This is a genomic window from Streptomyces sp. NPDC101225, assembly GCF_044767585.1.
Classification (GTDB): Bacteria; Actinomycetota; Actinomycetes; order Streptomycetales; family Streptomycetaceae; genus Streptomyces.
In genome coordinates this window covers 149,408-164,458 of sequence record NZ_JBIWOE010000007.1, presented here as the reverse complement: position 1 = coordinate 164,458, position 15,051 = coordinate 149,408, and the positions used below count along the sequence as shown (strand labels likewise).

The 15,051-nt window shown below is 73.6% G+C and carries 14 protein-coding genes; 5 read left to right on the top strand and 9 right to left on the bottom strand.

Features of this window, described 5'->3' with window-relative positions; all coding sequences use genetic code 11:
- Window positions 1-119: 119 nt before the first annotated feature.
- Complete coding sequence (gene lipB / locus ACIRPX_RS13035; RefSeq protein ID WP_404192500.1) at window positions 120-917, bottom strand: lipoyl(octanoyl) transferase LipB; 798 nt, start codon at window positions 915-917, stop codon at window positions 120-122.
- A 255-nt stretch (window positions 918-1,172) separates the two neighbouring features.
- Here lipB and ACIRPX_RS13030 point away from each other — a divergent pair, with 255 nt between their 5' ends.
- The gene (locus tag ACIRPX_RS13030) at window positions 1,173-2,645 is read left to right on the top strand and encodes a regulator (protein ID WP_404192498.1); all 1,473 of its coding nucleotides are present in this window, start codon (window positions 1,173-1,175) and stop codon (window positions 2,643-2,645) included.
- Window positions 2,646-2,672: 27 nt separating this feature from the next.
- Here ACIRPX_RS13030 and ACIRPX_RS13025 read toward each other — a convergent pair whose 3' ends face one another.
- On the bottom strand, window positions 2,673-4,016 hold the full coding sequence (locus ACIRPX_RS13025) for an NAD(P)/FAD-dependent oxidoreductase (RefSeq protein ID WP_404192495.1): 1,344 nt from the start codon (window positions 4,014-4,016) through the stop codon (window positions 2,673-2,675).
- A 185-nt stretch (window positions 4,017-4,201) separates the two neighbouring features.
- Complete coding sequence (locus tag ACIRPX_RS13020) at window positions 4,202-5,095, bottom strand: TIGR01777 family oxidoreductase (RefSeq protein WP_404192492.1); 894 nt, start codon at window positions 5,093-5,095, stop codon at window positions 4,202-4,204.
- Window positions 5,096-5,129: 34 nt separating this feature from the next.
- Between ACIRPX_RS13020 and ACIRPX_RS13015 the strand changes: the two genes are divergently transcribed.
- Window positions 5,130-5,627, top strand: coding sequence for a GNAT family N-acetyltransferase (locus tag ACIRPX_RS13015; RefSeq protein WP_404192489.1), 498 nt, complete (start codon window positions 5,130-5,132; stop codon window positions 5,625-5,627).
- Between the two features lie 14 nt (window positions 5,628-5,641).
- Here the strand turns inward: ACIRPX_RS13015 and ACIRPX_RS13010 are convergent, their stop codons facing one another.
- A complete protein-coding gene (locus tag ACIRPX_RS13010) occupies window positions 5,642-6,826 on the bottom strand; it encodes a MarP family serine protease (RefSeq protein ID WP_404192486.1) in 1,185 nt (394 codons plus the stop codon).
- Window positions 6,827-7,026: 200 nt separating this feature from the next.
- Here ACIRPX_RS13010 and ACIRPX_RS13005 point away from each other — a divergent pair, with 200 nt between their 5' ends.
- Both ACIRPX_RS13005 and ACIRPX_RS13000 read left to right on the top strand, forming a co-directional pair.
- Window positions 7,027-7,833 (top strand): peptidoglycan recognition protein, encoded by an 807-nt coding sequence (locus ACIRPX_RS13005; RefSeq protein WP_404192483.1) that lies wholly within the window; start codon window positions 7,027-7,029, stop codon window positions 7,831-7,833.
- Window positions 7,834-7,999: 166 nt separating this feature from the next.
- The gene (locus tag ACIRPX_RS13000) at window positions 8,000-8,215 is read left to right on the top strand and encodes a hypothetical protein (protein WP_404192481.1); all 216 of its coding nucleotides are present in this window, start codon (window positions 8,000-8,002) and stop codon (window positions 8,213-8,215) included.
- Between the two features lie 3 nt (window positions 8,216-8,218).
- Here ACIRPX_RS13000 and ACIRPX_RS12995 read toward each other — a convergent pair whose 3' ends face one another.
- The 5 genes from ACIRPX_RS12995 to ACIRPX_RS12975 all read right to left on the bottom strand — a co-directional run bounded on the left by ACIRPX_RS12995 (window position 8,219) and on the right by ACIRPX_RS12975 (window position 14,009).
- The gene (locus ACIRPX_RS12995; protein WP_404192478.1) at window positions 8,219-8,785 is read right to left on the bottom strand and encodes a carboxymuconolactone decarboxylase family protein; all 567 of its coding nucleotides are present in this window, start codon (window positions 8,783-8,785) and stop codon (window positions 8,219-8,221) included.
- A gap of 8 nt (window positions 8,786-8,793) precedes the next feature.
- Entirely contained in the window at window positions 8,794-9,312 is a 519-nt protein-coding gene (locus ACIRPX_RS12990; protein WP_404192884.1) for a DUF4240 domain-containing protein, read from the bottom strand.
- A gap of 56 nt (window positions 9,313-9,368) precedes the next feature.
- A complete protein-coding gene (locus ACIRPX_RS12985) occupies window positions 9,369-10,343 on the bottom strand; it encodes a helix-turn-helix transcriptional regulator (protein ID WP_404192476.1) in 975 nt (324 codons plus the stop codon).
- Window positions 10,344-10,414: 71 nt separating this feature from the next.
- On the bottom strand, window positions 10,415-13,126 hold the full coding sequence (aceE, locus tag ACIRPX_RS12980; protein ID WP_404192473.1) for a pyruvate dehydrogenase (acetyl-transferring), homodimeric type: 2,712 nt from the start codon (window positions 13,124-13,126) through the stop codon (window positions 10,415-10,417).
- Between the two features lie 259 nt (window positions 13,127-13,385).
- Entirely contained in the window at window positions 13,386-14,009 is a 624-nt protein-coding gene (locus ACIRPX_RS12975; protein ID WP_404192470.1) for a GntR family transcriptional regulator, read from the bottom strand.
- 279 nt (window positions 14,010-14,288) lie between these two features.
- On the opposite strand from ACIRPX_RS12975, the gene ACIRPX_RS12970 reads away from it, so the two are divergent.
- Window positions 14,289-15,002, top strand: coding sequence for a hypothetical protein (locus ACIRPX_RS12970; protein ID WP_404192467.1), 714 nt, complete (start codon window positions 14,289-14,291; stop codon window positions 15,000-15,002).
- The last annotated feature ends 49 nt before the right edge of the window (window positions 15,003-15,051 follow it).

The window sequence follows — 15,051 nt, the reverse complement described above, 5'->3', positions numbered from 1 at the left end:
CCTGTAGCTTCGATTCCTCGGCGTACACCAGGGTACGCCCGTGATGTATGCGGCCTTCCGAGTGGGCAACCTCGGGCAGCGGGGGTGCATTCCCCGCCGACGGCCTTGCGCGACATGCCCTAGGCGGAGGCCTTCTCGATCTCGCGCGGCGTCGGCTCCGCGTTCTCCAGCACGTCCTTCAGGTGCCGCTCGACGACCGGCAGGACCTCGTCGACGGTCACGTCGCGGCCCAGCTCGTTCGCGAGCGAGGCGACGCCGGCGTCGCGGATGCCGCACGGGATGATGCGGTCGAACCAGCGGTTGTCCGGGTTCACGTTCAGCGCGAAGCCGTGCATCGTGACGCCCTTGGCCACGCGGATGCCGATCGCGGCGATCTTGCGGTCCTCGCGGCGCTGGCCGGCGTTGGAGGGCGCGTACTCCGGCCCGTTCATGCGCGGGTCGAACTCCTCGTCGTGCAGCCGCGGGTCGAAGTCGAGGGACAGTCCGCCCAGCGCCGGGCGCTGCTCGACCGGGTCGCCGAGCACCCACACCCCGCTGCGGCCCTCGACGCGCGTGGTCCGGAGGCCGAACTCCGCGCAGGTGCGGATCAGCGCGTCCTCCAGGCGCCGCACGTGGGCGACCACGTCCACCGGACGCGGCAGCTTCTGGATGGGGTAGCCCACCAGCTGGCCCGGGCCGTGCCAGGTGATCTTGCCGCCGCGGTCCACGTCGACGACCGGGGTGCCGTCCAGCGGCCGCTCGCTGTCCGCGGTGCGCCGGCCCGCCGTGTAGACCGGCGGGTGCTCCAGGAGCAGCACCGTGTCGGGGATCTCGTCGGCGAAGCGCGCCGCGTGCACCCGGCGTTGCTCGTCCCAGGCCAGCTGGTACTCGACCGCCTCGGCACCGAATCCCATGCGGACGAACCGCAGCTCACTCACGGCAAGCGCCTCCCTAGAAGGTCGTAAGGCACGAAACGTGCCTACGCCACTGTACGACCGTCCGCTGCGCGTCAGCCCTGCGGGCAATCCTCACACGATCGGATGAACGAGCGTCGAAGTGTGCGATCGGGCGCTCACTCTCCGCTACATTCGCGCCGTTCACAGAGGTCCATAAGGGCAGCTCACAGGCAACCCGGGCACAACAGGGCCGACGGCGGTCCCGGAAGGCCCGAAAGGCAGGAGACCGCACCGCAGATGACGGAACGACCCGCGCAGCGCACTCCCAACCGCCAGCTCGCCGCGCTCATCGCAGAAGCCGGGTTCTCCAACGCGGGTCTCGCCCGTCGGGTCGACCAGCTCGGTCTCGAACACGGGCTCGACCTGCGCTACGACAAGACGTCGGTCACCCGCTGGCTCCGCGGCCAGCAGCCCCGGGGCACCACGCCCGCCCTGATCGCCGAGGTCTTCACCCGCCGCCTCGGCCGCAGACTCACCGCCCAGGACCTCGGGCTCGACGCCTGCGCCCCCGTCTACGCGGGGCTGGAGTTCGCCGCCGGCCCCGAGGAGGCCGTCGACATCGTCGGCGGGCTGTGGCGCAAGGACTCGGGCTCGCACGCGGAGCTCCGCAAGATCGCGTTCACCCCGGCCGGGCTGGTCGTGCCCAGCCGCGACTGGCTGATCGGCCGCCCCGACGACCGGGTGGCCCGCGGCGAGCAGCCCTCCCCTCCTCCCGGCTTCGCCCGAACGGGAGGGACCCCCACCGTCCCCGCCCAGGGCCGGCCGGTGGTGCCCCGCCAGCGCGGCCAGGCCGAACGCGGCGCCGGCCAGAAGGTCACCTCCGGCGACATCGCCGCCCTGCGCTCGGTCGGCGAGCTCTTCCGCACCCTGGACAACATGTACGGCGGCGGCCACGCCCGCCAGGCCCTCGTGCGCTACCTGGAGCACGAGTGCGAGCCGATGCTGCGCGGCACCTACGGCGAGCAGACCGGACGGCGGCTGTTCGGCGCGGCCGCCGACCTGACCCGGCTCGCCGGCTGGACGTCGTACGACATCGCGGCGCACGGGCTCGCCCAGCGCTACTTCGTGCAGGCGCTGCGCCTCGCGCAGGCGGCGGGGGACCGGGCCTACGGCTCGTACGTGCTGGTCACCATGAGCCGCCAGGCCGTCTACCTCGGCCACGGCCGGGAGGCGGTGCAGCTCGCGCGGGTCGCCCAGCAGGGCGTCGCGACAAACGCCCCGCCGGTCGTGCAGGCCCTGCTGCACTGCTCGGAGGCGCGCGGGCACGGCGTGCTGGGCGAGGTGCGCAACTGCACCGCCGCGCTCGTGCGGGCCGAGCGGGCGCTCGAAGCGGCCCGGCCCGGCGACGAGGTCCCGTTCTGGGCGCGGTTCTTCGACGAGGCGCAGCTCGCGGACGAGTTCGGCCACTGCCATCGGGACCTGCAGCAGTTCCGGGCGGCGGCGCAGCATGCCGAGCGGTCGCTGCAGCTGCGTGCGCCCGCGTTCGCCCGCAGCCGGCTCTTCTGCCGGGTCGTGCTCGCTTCGGCGCGGCTCGGTCTGGGTGAGCTGGACCAGGCCTGTGCGCTGGGTGCGGAGGCGGCGGGGGCCGCGGCCGAGATGCGGTCGGTGCGGGCGCTCGAGTACGTGCGGGACTTCGAGCGGCGGCTGGAGCCGTACAAGGACGCGGCGCCGGTGCGGGGGTATCGCGACAGGGTCGCGGCACTGGGGTAGCCGGGCGCACCCGACGGCGGGAAGCCTTCAGGCCGCCTTCGTCGCGGGCAGGGGGTCGGCCCGGTGCATGGAGCCCGCCGCCCCCAGGTCCGTGAGGATCGCGGCCGCCGCCCGGTGGGCCGAGTGCAGGGCGCCCTGGACCGTGCTGGTGTCGCGGTGGTCCCCGCAGACGTAGAGGCCGGCCAGGAGACGGACCGGGCGGCGCAGGTCGTGGGGCGGGCGCATCGCGGGGACCGCCTCGGGGGTGTGGTGGACGGCGAGGGTCTCCCAGCGCGCCGTCGAGGTGCCGTAGAGGCGCGCGAGGTGCATGCGTACGGCGGTGTCGAGGTGGGGCGGGGGCGGGCCGAGGACCGTGGAGGAGATGAGCGTGCGGCCCGCGGGCGCACGGCTCGGGTCGACCGCGCTCACCACGGACGTGTGCGCGACCGGGCCGCCGCGGTCGGCGTCGAGCAGCAGGGCCGCGCCGGTCCGCGGCGGCTCGTCCGCCGTGTGGTGCAGCACCGTCAGCGGGTGGAAGTCGGGTACGCGCAGGCCGGGGAGCAGTTCGGCGGCGGCGCGCGCGTCCGTCGCCAGCAGGACGGCGCGGCAGCGGATCTCGCCGTGCTCGGCCGTGGTCACCGCGCTCGTCGAGACCGAGGTGACGCGCACACCGGTGTGCACGGTGCCCGGCGGCAGCGCCCGGGCCAGCAGCTCCGGCAGCATCTCCGCGCCGCCCTCCGGCAGGCACAGCCGCCCGCCGGCGAAGGCGCGCAGGGCGAGGTCGGCGCACCGGCTGGAGGTCGCCAGCTCCGGGTCGCACAGCAGCGCGGCGAGCAGCGGGCGCAGGAAGCCCTCGACGGTGCGCGCGGGCAGACCGCGGGCCGCGAGGGCCTGTGCCGCGGGCAGCTCCGGCCGGGACAGCAGCCGCTCGACGGACGTGGCCGCGAGCCGGGCGAGCGCGGCGTTGAGGCGGGCCTGGTCGACGGCGCCGCCGATCGGGGTCCCGGACCGGGGTGCGCTCCTGGTGGGGGCGCTTGCCAGGGCGCGCACCGCGTGGAGTGCGCCCCTTGCGCCCCCCGTGGCCGCCGGAGCGACCGCGCGGCAGTGGCGTCCGTCGGTGTGGAGGAGCACGCCGGGCGCGAACCGGCGCAGGACCAGCGCGTCGAGCCCGGGCGTCAGCCGTAGTTCCGGATACGCCGTGGACAGCAGCTGCCCGATCCGGTCGAGCCGGAACCCGTCGACCTTCTCCGTCGACATCCGGCCCCCGGCCCACGGGGCGGCCTCCAGGACCGCCGTCGTCACTCCTGCGCTGGTCAGCCGATGTGCCGCCGAGAGTCCGGCGACCCCGGCTCCTACGATCACGACGTCTGCCTGGTACGCGGGCTCAAGCACGTGCCCCTCCTCGAGGTTGCGCGGCCGGTGGAGACGTCATGCCCCCAACAGGCTCCAGGGATACCCGAGTTCGGGTCGAGGTTAGGGCTGTGATCGGTCAAGGGCAGTCGCGCATGGACGAAGCACGGTCGCACGGCGGTCGCATACGGTCGCAGGGGTTCTCCGCGCCGCCGCCCCAGCTGTCGCTACGCCGCCCGGAGCGCCCCCTCGATGTCCGGGAACGCGAACGTGAAGCCGGACTCCAGCAGCCGCTTCGGCAGCACCCGCGCGCTGCCCAGGACGTCCCCGGACAGCTCGCCGAGCACGGCCCGCAGCACCGGCGCGGGCACCGTGAACAGCGTCGGCCGGCGCAGCACCCGCCCCATGGCCGCGGTGATCTCGCGGTTCGTCAGCGGGACCGGCGCGGTGAGGTTGAACGGCCCGGACAGCCCGTCGGTGTCGAGCAGGTGGCGGATCGCGGCGACCTCGTCGTGCAGCGAGATGTACGACCAGTACTGCCGCCCGTCGCCCATCCGTCCCCCGAGCCCCGCCTCGAACAGCGGGAACAGCCGGCCCCAGGCCCCGCCCCCGCGGGCCACCACCAGCCCGGTCCGCGGGAACACGGTCCGTACGCCCGCCTCCCGCGCCGGCGCCGCCGCGGCCTCCCACTCCACGCACAGCCGCGGCAGGAAGCCGTTCCCGGGCGGCGCGCCCTCGTCGACCGCGCGCTCGCCGGTCTCGCCGTAGTAGCCCATCGCGCTGCCGCTCACGAACACCCGCGGCCTGTGCTCCAGCCCGGCGATCGCCTCGGCCAGCGCCGTGGTGCCGTGCACCCGGCTGCTCCGGATGCGCGCCTTGTAGGCGTCGGTCCAGCGGTGGTCGCCCACGCCGGCGCCCGCGAGGTTGACCACGGCGTCGCACCCGGCGAGCCCGGCCGCGTCCACCCGCCCGCCCTCCGGGTCCCAGCGGACCTCCTCCCGCCCCCGGGGCGGCCGGCGCACCAGCCGTACCACCTCGTGCCCGTCGGCGGCCAGGGACCGCACCAGAGCGGCACCGATGAGACCGGACGCACCTGCCACCGCGATTCGGGAACGTTGCATGCGCCCATTCTGCTCGGCGCACGGGCCTCATAGGGTGACCGTCATGCCCGTTCCGTACATACGCCACGCCACCCTCGACGACGAGGACACGCTGGGCCGTCTGGACCGCGTCACCTGGTCCCCGCTGCACTCCGTGCAGCCGCGCCCCGAGCCGCCCTACGAGCCCTTCTACACCGAGCGGTTCGGGCCGCGGGACCATCTGGTGGCGGAGATCGGCGGCGAGGTGGTCGGCTACATCAGGCTGGGCTGTCCGACCCCGCTCGTCTGCAACGCCCACGTCCGGCAGATCCAGGGGCTGGTCGTCGCCGAGGAGGCGCGCGGCGCCGGTGTCGGGCGGGCGCTGCTGCGGGCGGTGCGCGAGGAGGCCCGCCGTCACGGCGCGCGCCGGCTCAGCCTGCGCGTCCTCGGCCACAACACCCCGGCGCGCACGCTCTACGAGACCGAGGGCTTCGCCGTGGAGGGCGTCCTGCCCGGCGAGTTCCTGCTGGAGGGCGCGTACGTGGACGACGTCCTGATGGGGTGCAGCCTCTGACGGCGGCCGGCCCCCTACGACGCGACCAGGTCGCCCGTGTCCACCGCCGTCGTCGAGGCCGCCGCGCGCCCGGCGTCGGAGGAGACCTCGTCCGCGGTCAGGACGTAGCCCGTCTCGCCGTCGGTCGTCGAGCGGGCGAAGACCACGCCGTAGACCCGGCCGTCGGTCGTCAGCAGCGGGCCGCCGGAGTTGCCGGGCCGCACCGTCGAGCGGATCGAGTAGATCTCGCGCGTCACCGTGGCGTCGCCGTAGATGTTCCGGCCGGTGGCCTGCACCCGGCCCGCGACGGTCGCCGCCTGGAGGTTCAGGTCGCCGTCCTGCGGATAGCCGGCCACCACCGCCGAGTCCCCGCGCGCGGCGCCGCCGTCGAAGCGCAGCACAGGGGCGCGCAGCCCGGGCACGTACAGCACCGCCACGTCACGGTCGGGGTCGAAGAGCACCACCCGCGCCTCGTACGACCGCCCGACCCCGCCGATGCGCACGTTCGGGTCGTCGATGCCGGCCACCACGTGCGCGTTGGTCATCACGTGGTCGCGCGCGTACACGAACCCGCTGCCCTCGCGGCCCTGGTTGCCGGAGACACCCTCGATCTTGACCGTGCTGAGCTTCGCGGCGTTCGCGGCGCTCGGGGTGACGCTGTCGCCGGTGGGCTTGGCGACCCGGGCCGTCGAATCGTTCTCGAAGGGGTTGAAGACCTGGGGGAAGCCCGCCTGGGTGAGCGCCGAGGTGGCCCGCGAGAACCAGGCCGGGGTGGTGTCCGGCATCGCGTCCTGCACCGCGCCGAGCAGCGCGGAGTCCCGGATCGCGGTCGTGAGCAGCGGTGAGGAGGACGCGCCCAGGACGCTCGCGGCCACCCACGCCACGATCAGCACCGCCACCGAGTTGGCCGCGGCGCCGCCGACCCCGTCGGCCACCCGCAGCGGCCCCCGGTCCAGCTCCCTGCGCAGCCGCAGCGCCAGCCGCCCCGCCAGCTCGTGCCCCACCGCGGCCGGCACCAGCACCGTCAGCACCGCCGTCACGGTCGCCCGGGTCGTGCCCGGTGTCACCAGGTCCATCACCCACGGCAGGACCCACACGCCGAGAACGGCGCCGCCCACGAACCCGGCCAGCGAGACGCAGCCGGCCACCAGCCCGCGTCGGTAGCCGGACGCCGCGTAGGCCACCACCACGAGCACCAGCAGGATGTCGAGCAGGTCCACGGAGCCGCCTTTCTCTCAGACCCCCGGTCAAGCGTCATTACGAGCGGGACGGGCCCGGTGATCAACTGCCCGCACACGAGGCCGGGGAACCGGCCGCACGCAGGCGTGCACCGGGAAAAACGCCTCGGACCAGGACGATGGTTCCACCGGGTGGCACAGCACACATCGCGGACGGGGCGGATCGGCCCGAAAGTGAAGTCATGCGTGTCCGAAGACCGCGCGGAGCAGGGCGGGCGCACCGAGCGCAGACACCCCGGCCCGTGCTCGTGCTGCTCTCCTGGCTGCCCGGACTGGCCGCCGTCCTCGGACTGGTCCTGTGCGCGGACGGCGTCGGGCACCGCGGCCCGAAGGCCGGCCCGTCCGCCGAGGCGCGCGCCGCCACCCGGCACACCGCGCCGAAGCCGCGCATCGTGCCCCGGTCGGCCTGGCTGGATCCGCTCTCCCGGCGCGCCCAGCCGCCCCCGCGCTACGACGACGAGGTCGTCGCGGTCTTCGTCCACCACACCGACTCGCCCAACGGCTACGACTGCGCCAATGTGCCGCGGATCATCCGCTACCTCTACGCGGGCCAGACCGGCGCCCGGGACTGGGACGACATCGGCTACAACTTCCTCGTCGACCGCTGCGGCACCATCTACGAGGGCCGCGCGGGCGGGGTGGACCGCGCCGTCACCGGCGCCCACACCCAGGGCTTCAACCACCGCACCGCCGGCATCGCCGCGATCGGCACCTTCACGGCGGGCGTCCCGGTGCCCAGGGCCATGACGGACGCGATCGCCGCCCTCGCCGCGTGGAAGCTGGGGCTCGCCGACGTCGACCCGCGCTCCGAGGCGCATCTGGTCTCCAGCAACAGCCTCAGCCGCTACCCCGCCGGGACCGCCGCCACCCTGCCGGCCCTGGCCGGCCACAAGGACGCCTACATGACGTCCTGCCCGGGCGAGGCCCTGAGCGCCCGCCTCCCGGAGATCAGGCGCCGGGCGGCGCGGCTGCAGGGGCGGACTCCCTAGGACGTGCCGCGAAGGTCCCGCGGCGCGGGGCGCGGCGTGGGGCGCGGCGTGGGCTCCGTACGCGGCCCGGGAGGCGCTCACAGGTGTCTCGCAGCCGTCTCACCGGGCCCGCCGAGCTTCCCTTCCTAGGCTCGGGCACACGCACTCGACCGGAGGTGGGGAAGAGATGAGCAGCAGTCGCACCGGCACCGCGGTCCGGACCTCCCGCGGCCCCTGGGCGGCGCTCTGCGCGGCGGTCGCCGTCGTGCTGGGCCCGGCCGCCGTCACCGCGTCCGCGCTCGACCAGGCCAACGCCGCCCCGATGCGCCACGCGGTGAAGGCGGACCAGGCGCAGGCCCGCGTCCCCTCGGACACCGTTCGCCGGCACACGGCCGGGGCCTGACGCTCAGCCGGGGTCGCCGCCGACCAGTCCCAGGAACTTCTCGCCGGACGGATCGACGTCCACCCCGAGGCCGTTCATGAGGCCCGCCAGCATGACGTAGTAACCGGTCGTCATGACGACCTCGACCACCTGCCGGTCGCCGACACGGGCACGCAGGGCGGCCAGGGTCCCCTCGGACAGGGTGTGCCGGGACACCTGCTCGAACGCCGCGGTCACCGCCGCCGACTCGGTCGCGTCCAACTCCGGCCCGTCGGTGCGCTGTTCGGCGATCGCCGCCAACTGCTCCGGCGTGGCACCAGCGTTGAGCGCGATCGGGCCGTGCTGGACGGACAGATACGCGCACCGCGTGCCGGACGCGACCGCCAGCACGACCAGTTCGCGCAGCCGGACCGGCAGCGTCGACTCGCGCAGCACGGCCAGGCCCAGGTCGATCGCCGGGCCCGTCATCGGCGGGGCGTGCGAGAGCATGCGGAAGGCGTTGAGCTGCACGGGCAGCCTGGTGACGGCGTCGGCAGCACGCTCCGGGTACGGAATGCGGGCCATGATCCCCCTGACGTCTGACGTCGACATGGTGGTCGTCAATCCCTGAAGCGGTCCCAGAGCTTGGGATAGCGCTGGGCCAGCACCCGTTCGTTCTCGAAGTCGAGCGGCGCGCCCTCCGGCTCGGAGGGCGCGGGCGGGATGCCGAGGTCGGGCGCGACGGTCCCGGTGAGCTGTTCGTAGGCCTCGTCCGCCGCGTAGCCCAGCTCCTCGCCGTCGCCGTCGATCTCCTCGTCGAAGTCGGCCAGGAGGTCGGCCAGTGTGTCGGGCTGGTGCACGGCCCCCTCGTACACCTCGCGCCCCTGGCCGATCAGCCAGCACCGGAAGAAGTCGAACGCGTCGTCGCTCGCGCCGTCGAGCAGGACCCATGCCGCGCCCCACAGGTCCCAGGTGTAGGCGCGGTTGTAGCGGGCCTCGAAATGACGGGCGAAGTCCAGGACCATGTCCGGGTCCAGCTGGAGCAGCCGGTCCACGAGCAGGTCGGCCTGCTCCTCGGGGTCGCCCTCGGCGCCCTCGCGGGTGGCGTCCACCAGCTCCCAGAACTCCGTCTCGTCCATCACGCGTCCAGCATCGGCCCTGGGCGGGTGGGGCGCACGTGGAGTGCGACGGATTGTTATGTCCCGTACAGGCGGGCCAGGCGTGCCGCGTCGCCGGCGAAACGCGCCCGCAGGGTCTCGGGGGCCAGCACCTCCACCTCGGGGCCGAGCCCCGCGAGCTGGCCGTGGGCGACCTCTTCGGACTCCACCGGGAGCGTCAGCGTCAGCCATCCGTCCCCGTCCGGCGTGCCCGCGGCCGAGAGCGCCTCCCGCGCGGCGGCCGGATCGACGGCGTACGGCAGCCTGCGCGCCCCGTCCGGCGACAGCCGTACGACGACCTCGGCGTGCAGGATCGACCGTGCGAACTGCGCGGCCCGCTCCTCCCAGAAGGCGGGCAGGTCGAACTCCTCGTCCCGCGCGAACCGTTCCCCGCCGGGCTCCACGGCCGTGAACCGGTCGACGCGGTAGACCCGGTACGACCCGTTCTCCGCGACCCGGGCGCACACGTACCAGACCCCCGCCTTGAGCACGAGCCCGTACGGCTCCAGTACCCGCTCCACCCCGCCGTCCCGGCCGCGGTAGCGCGCCGTGACCCGCCGGTCGTCCCACACCGCGTCCGCGACGCCGGGCAGCAGATCGGGTGACGTCGGCTCGGTGAACCAGTTGGGGGCGTCCAGATGGAAACGCTGCGCGGCCGTCCGGGAGGCGTCCCGCAGGGACGGAAGCAGGGCCGCCGACACCTTCAGCCGGGCGGCCGAGGCGGCGTCCTCCAGCCCCATCTCCCGCAGGGCGCCCGGCACACCGGACAGGAACAGGGCCTCGGCCTCACCGCGCGCCAGCCCGGTCAGCCGGGTGCGGTACCCGCCGACCAGCCGGTACCCGCCGGCCCGCCCCCGGTCCGCGTACACCGGCACGCCCGCCTCGGACAGCGCCTGCGCGTCCCGCGTCACGGTCCGCTCGGAGACCTCCAGCTCCCGCGCCAGCTCGGCGGCGGTCATGGAGGCCCGGGACTGGAGGAGCAGCACCATCTTGATGAGGCGGGCAGCGCGCATGGGTTCATGATGCAACGGGGCCCCCGCCGCGGCGGGGGCCCCGTCAACCGGCTCTTCGCAGGCTCCGCCTGTTACAGGCCGTACTTCTCGCGCGCCTCCTTCACGGCCGTGGCCTTCACCTCGCCGCGCCGCGCCAGCTGCGCGAGCGCCGCGACCACGATCGAGGGGGCGTCGACGCCGAAGTGGCGGCGGGCCGCGTCACGGGTGTCCGAGAGGCCGAAGCCGTCGGCGCCGAGCGAGGACCAGTCCTGGTCGACCCACTGCGCGATCTGGTCCGGGACCTGGCGCATGTAGTCGGAGACCGCGAGCACCGGGCCCTCGGCGCCGTGCAGCGCCTGGCGGACGTAGGGGACACGCTCCTCGCCGCGCAGCAGCGCCTCGTCGGCCTCCATCGCGTCGCGGCGCAGCTCGGTCCAGCTGGTCGCCGACCAGACGTCCGCGGCCACGCCCCACTCCTCGGCGAGCAGCTTCTGCGCCTGCAGGGCCCAGTGGATCGCCGTGCCGGAGCCGAGCAGCTGGATGCGCGGGGCGTTGGCGGCCGGCGCCAGCCCCGCCTCCTCGGCCGTGCTGAAGCGGTACAGGCCCTTGACGATGCCCTCGTCGACGCCCGCCGCGGACGGCTTCGCCGGCTGCGGCATCGGCTCGTTGTAGACGGTGAGGTAGTAGAAGACGTTCGAGTCCTCGCCCGGAGCCGCCTCGCCGTACATGCGGCGCAGACCGTCCTTGACGATCGCGGCGATCTCGTACGCGAAGGCCGGGTCGTACGTCAGCGCCGCCGGGTTGGTCGCGGCGATGACCGGCGAGTGGCCGTCGGCGTGCTGGAGGCCCTCGCCGGTCAGCGTCGTACGGCCGGCCGTGGCGCCCACCAGGAAGCCGCGGCCGAGCTGGTCGCCGAGCTGCCACATCTGGTCGGCCGTGCGCTGCCAGCCGAACATCGAGTAGAAGATGTAGAACGGGATCATCGCCTCGCCGTGCGTCGCGTACGCGGTGGACGCGGCGATGAAGTCGGCCATCGAACCGGCCTCGGTGATCCCCTCGTTGAGGATCTGGCCGTTCTTGGCCTCCTTGTAGTACATCAGCTGGTCGCGGTCGACCGGCTCGTACGTCTGGCCCTTGGGGGAGTAGATCCCGAGCGACGGGAACAGCGACTCCATGCCGAAGGTGCGTGCCTCGTCGGGGACGATCGGCACCCAGCGCTTCCCGGTCTCCTTGTCGCGGACCAGGTCCTTGACCAGGCGGACGAAGGCCATCGTCGTCGCCACGTTCTGCGAGCCGGAACCCTTGTCGAAGGAGGCGAAGGCCTTGTCCGCGGGGGCGGGCAGCGGGGCGAGCGCGTGCGAGCGGCGGGCCGGGGCCGGGCCGCCGAGGGCCGCACGGCGCTCCTGGAGGTAGCGGACCTCGGGGGAGTCGGCACCGGGGTGGCCGTAGGGCACCTGGCCGTCGGTGAACTGCGCGTCCGGGATGGGGAGTTCGAGCAGGTCCCGCATCGTCTTGAACTCGTCCACCGTCAGCTTCTTCATCTGGTGGTTGGCGTTCTTCGACGCGAAGCCCTCGCCGAGGGTGTGGCCCTTGACCGTCTGGGCCAGGATCACGGTCGGCGCGCCCTTGAACTCGACGGCGGCCTTGTAGGCGGCGTAGACCTTGCGCGCCTCGTGGCCACCGCGGGAGAGGTGGAAGCACTCGAGGATCTTGTCGTCGCTCAGCAGCTTCGCCATCTCGGCGAGCGCCGGGTCCTTGGCGAAGAAGTCCTCGCGGATGTAGGCGGCGTCGCGCGTCTGGTACGTCTGCACCTGGGCGTCCGGCACCTCGCGCAGGCGGCGTACGAGCGCGCCCGTGGTGTCCAGCTGGAACAGCTCGTCCCAGGCGGAGCCCCACAGGGACTTGACCACGTTCCAGCCGGCGCCGCGGAACTGGGCCTCCAGCTCCTGCACGATCTTGAAGTTGGCGCGCACCGGACCGTCGAGACGCTGCAGGTTGCAGTTGATGACGAAGGTCAGGTTGTCCAGGCCCTCGCGGGCGGCGAGGGCGAGCGCGGCCGTGGACTCCGGCTCGTCCATCTCGCCGTCGCCGAGGAACGCCCAGACGTGGGACGAGGAGACGTCCTTGATGCCGCGGGCGGTCAGATAGCGGTTGAAGCGCGCCTGGTAGATCGCCGACAGCGGGCCGAGGCCCATCGACACCGTGGGGAACTCCCACAGCCAGGGCAGGCGCCGCGGGTGCGGGTAGGACGGGAGGCCGCCGCCGCCCGCCTCCTGGCGGAACCTGTCGAGGTGCGCCTCGGTGAGGCGGCCGTCGAGGAAGGCGCGGGCGTAGATGCCGGGGGAGGCGTGGCCCTGGATGTAGAGCTGGTCGCCGGAGCCGGGAGACTCCTGGGATTCCTTGCCCTTGAAGAAGTGGTTGAAGCCCGTCTCGTAGAGCCAGGCCGCGGAGGCGAAGGTGGCGATGTGGCCGCCGACGCCGAGTTTGCTGCTCCGGGTCACCATCGCGGCCGCGTTCCAGCGGTTCCACGCGGTGATGCGGCGCTCCATCGCCTCGTCACCGGGCAGGCCGGGCTCGGCGGCGGTCGGGATGGTGTTGACGTAGTCGGTCTCCAGGAGCTTGGGCAGCGCGATGCCGTTGCCCTCCGCGCGCTCCAGCGTGCGGCGCATCAGGTACGCGGCACGGTGCGGGCCCGCCGCCTTGGCGACCGCGTCCAGAGAGGCCTGCCATTCGGCGGTCTCCTCGGGGTCCCGGTCGGGGAGCTGGTCGAGCTCGCTCGGCTGGATGGCGTTGGGGTCGGTCATGTCGCCGCCTTCCTCAGTCGAAGGGGGTTCCCTCATCGGTAAGGGTTCGGGGGTGCCCTTTGTCTTTGGCAGGACAGGGCGCTGGGCCTCGGTTCAGGCCCACCGGCGACAATAACTCCCTGATCGATGATCGATCAAAGGGTTCCCGGGCAAAACTTCTCGATGACGAGAAAGTGGGCATGCGGTGCCTTGTCCGGTGGCACCGGGTGCCGCGTTTTCGAAGGGTTTCCGCAGGTGAGCGAGGGGATGCTCGACTGTGTCAAGCGCGCGGCGCGCAGCCCAGCACGTGAGCCTTCACCAGCTCGGCGATCCTCGGGTCCCTCCTGCGGAACGCCTGCACCAGCTCCTCGTGCTCCTCCGCGTACGACTGCTGAACGGTTCCCAGCCAGCGGATGGACAGTGCCGTGAAGACTTCGATGCCGAGGCCCTCCCAGGTGTGCAGCAGCACCGAGTTCCCGGCCGCCCGCACCAGTTCGCGGTGGAAGGCGACCGTGTGCCGCACCTGGCCCGTGCCGTCGGCGGCGCGGTCGGCCTGGTAGAGGGCGGCCACGTGCGGCTCCAGGGCCGAGCAGTCCGCGGCCAGCCGCTCGGCCGCCAGCTCCGCGGCGATCGCCTCCAGGCCGGCCCGGACCGGATAGCTCTCCTCCAGGTCGGCGGCTGTCAGATTGCGCACCCGCACGCCCTTGTTGGGCGCCGACTCGATCAGCCGCAGCGACTCCAGCTCGCGCAGCGCCTCCCGCACCGGCGTCTGGCTGACCTCCAGCTCGGTGGCGATGCGCCGCTCCACGATGCGCTCGCCCGGCTGCCAGCGCCCGCTGACGATCCCTTCCACGATGTGCTCGCGGATCTGTTCGCGCAGCGAGTGGATGACGGGCGCGGTCATGAAGGCTCCTTAGGGAGGGGCCGCCCCTCGGCCCCGGGGGCGTTCGACGTTTAGACAATAAGGCCGCGAGCCCTTTCCGGAGGGGCGCACGGGGGCGCTTTCGTGCAGGTGAGACGAGACTTACACGCTGCACAGAGCGCTGTCGCGTGTAAAGACCCGTACCGGAGCCGCCCCGGAGCCGTCACCGCCGTGTCACGGGGAGAACCCCCGGGCGCCCCGCGCCGTCGCGGTCGGCAAGGGTGTCCGAACGGGGCGCCCCCGCACCATCCGGGGGACGGCATGAACATCGGGGAACGGCGCAGCAGGCTCGGTTGGACGGTCGCGATGGCCCTCGCGGCAACGGTCGTCGGCGTCGCGGGGTGCCGGCCGACCCCCACCGCCGCGTCCGGCGCGAGCACCCGTGAGGCGGCCACCGCCACGGCGGACGGCGGCACACGGGTCCAGGGCACGGCCGGCGCGGCCGTGTCCGCCACAGGACCCGCCGGACCCGGCGGGGCCTGTGTCTTCGTCAAGCCGGACGGGGCGCAGAAGTTCGGCCACGTCGGCTGGGGCTTCCGGGTCACGGGCACGGACCGATGGGTCTACGGCGCCGTCGAGAACCCCACGAACGCCCTCTACACCCCACCCGGTGGCTTCATCGGCGCCTGGCACGCGCAGGGCTCCTACGCCCGCATGCTCAGCGAGATGTCCCGGGACGCGCACTACCCGGGGACGTCGACGCACCCGTACCGCCGCTACCGCTGCGTCGCGTCCCCGGCCGGTGACGTGGCCGCCGCCCGCAGGGCGGTCCGCGCCGTGGAGAGCCGCGGCTTCCTCGTCGGCCTCGACCGGACGACCGGCGACCTGACCTCGCGGGACTGCCTCGACGCCGTCTACGACGTGCTGCACGCCTACCGGACGCGGCACCTCACCTACGCGCCGCACCTGGACATCCCGAACGTGTGGGTGGAGACGCTGTGGGACTGGAGCGACCACACGCTCCGGCCGCACTAGCCGGGGTCCGTCGCGCCGACGACGGCGCCCCCGCCCGGAGTTCCGGACG